The organism is Corynebacterium sp. HMSC074H12 (genome assembly GCF_001813755.1).
In the GTDB taxonomy this organism is placed as follows: Bacteria; Actinomycetota; Actinomycetes; order Mycobacteriales; family Mycobacteriaceae; genus Corynebacterium; species Corynebacterium hiratae.
The window spans coordinates 1-1,154 of the sequence record NZ_KV813876.1 but is presented as its reverse complement, the minus strand read 5'-3'; the positions used below and the strand labels follow the sequence as shown (position 1 = coordinate 1,154).

The 1,154-nt window shown below is 55.8% G+C and carries 1 protein-coding gene; it reads left to right on the top strand.

The features are described from left to right. Positions 1-1,141, top strand: a 1,141-nt coding sequence (locus tag HMPREF2932_RS01010) for an ISL3 family transposase (RefSeq protein ID WP_071409410.1), incomplete at its 5' end; no start/stop codon positions are given. Positions 1,142-1,154 lie beyond the last annotated feature (13 nt).

The window sequence follows — 1,154 nt, the reverse complement described above, 5'->3', positions numbered from 1 at the left end:
CACCCGTCGACTCGTTGATCTTCCCGTTGTTGGATTCCCCACCAGGCTGCACGTAAAAGTTCCTAGGTTCCGGTGCACAGCCGCCTCATGTAAGAGAAAGATCTTCCAAGAATCCTTAACCTGCGCTGATGACGGTGCCAAACTCACTGACCGGGTCACCCGCTGGATCTTGCAACGCCTCGCTATTGACCGGATGAGTGTGTCAGCGACCGCCAAAGCACTCGGTGTGGGCTGGGACCTAGTCAATAAAGTCGCACTAGATGCCTGCCGCCAGCTTGTCTACGGCGACCCTCACCACCTAGACGGAGTTCGCGTCCTTGGAGTCGATGAACATGTATGGAAACACACCAGAAAACCAGGCCAGGCATCAAACCTGGTGACCATACTCGTTGACCTCACCCCGCTGGTGGACGGGCGTGGGCCTGCACGCTTGTTAGACATGCGACCGGGCAGGTCCGCAGATGTGCTCAGCGGGTGGCTTAAGGAACGCAACCCCAGCTTCCGGGAACAGATACAGGTAGTGACCATGGATGGGTTCACCGGATATGCCACCGCAGTCGAGCAGCAACTACCACAAGCTGACAAAGTCATGGACCCTTTCCATGTAGTGCATCTGGCAGCCGACAAACTCACCACATGCCGGCAAAGACTCCAACGTGAGACCACCGGGCGCCGCGGACGCAAAGATGACCCACTGTACAAGCACCGGCGCACCCTGTTGACCAGGACGAATTATCTCACCGAGCGGCAAAAGCAACGCTTAGAAATGCTGTGGGCCACCGATGACGACTACGTGGCCCTAGAAGTAACGTGGTTGGTCTACCAAGACATGATCGCAGCGTACGCGCATCCGAAGAAATCGGAAGGCAAAAAGCTCATGGAACGCATCATCCACACCCTGCGTAAAGGATTACCAAAAGGCTTAGAAGAGCTCGCCCAACTGGGACGCACCCTGTGGCGAAGGCGCAAAGATGTGCTCGCCTACTTTGATATCGGTGCATCCAACGGCCCCGTTGAGGCAATCAACGGCAGACTCGAACACCTACGCGGCATCGCCCTAGGATTTAAAAACCTCAACCACTACATCTTGCGATGCCTAATCCACTCCGGACAACTACAGGACAAAATCAACGCACTCTAAAACCGGAAGGGCC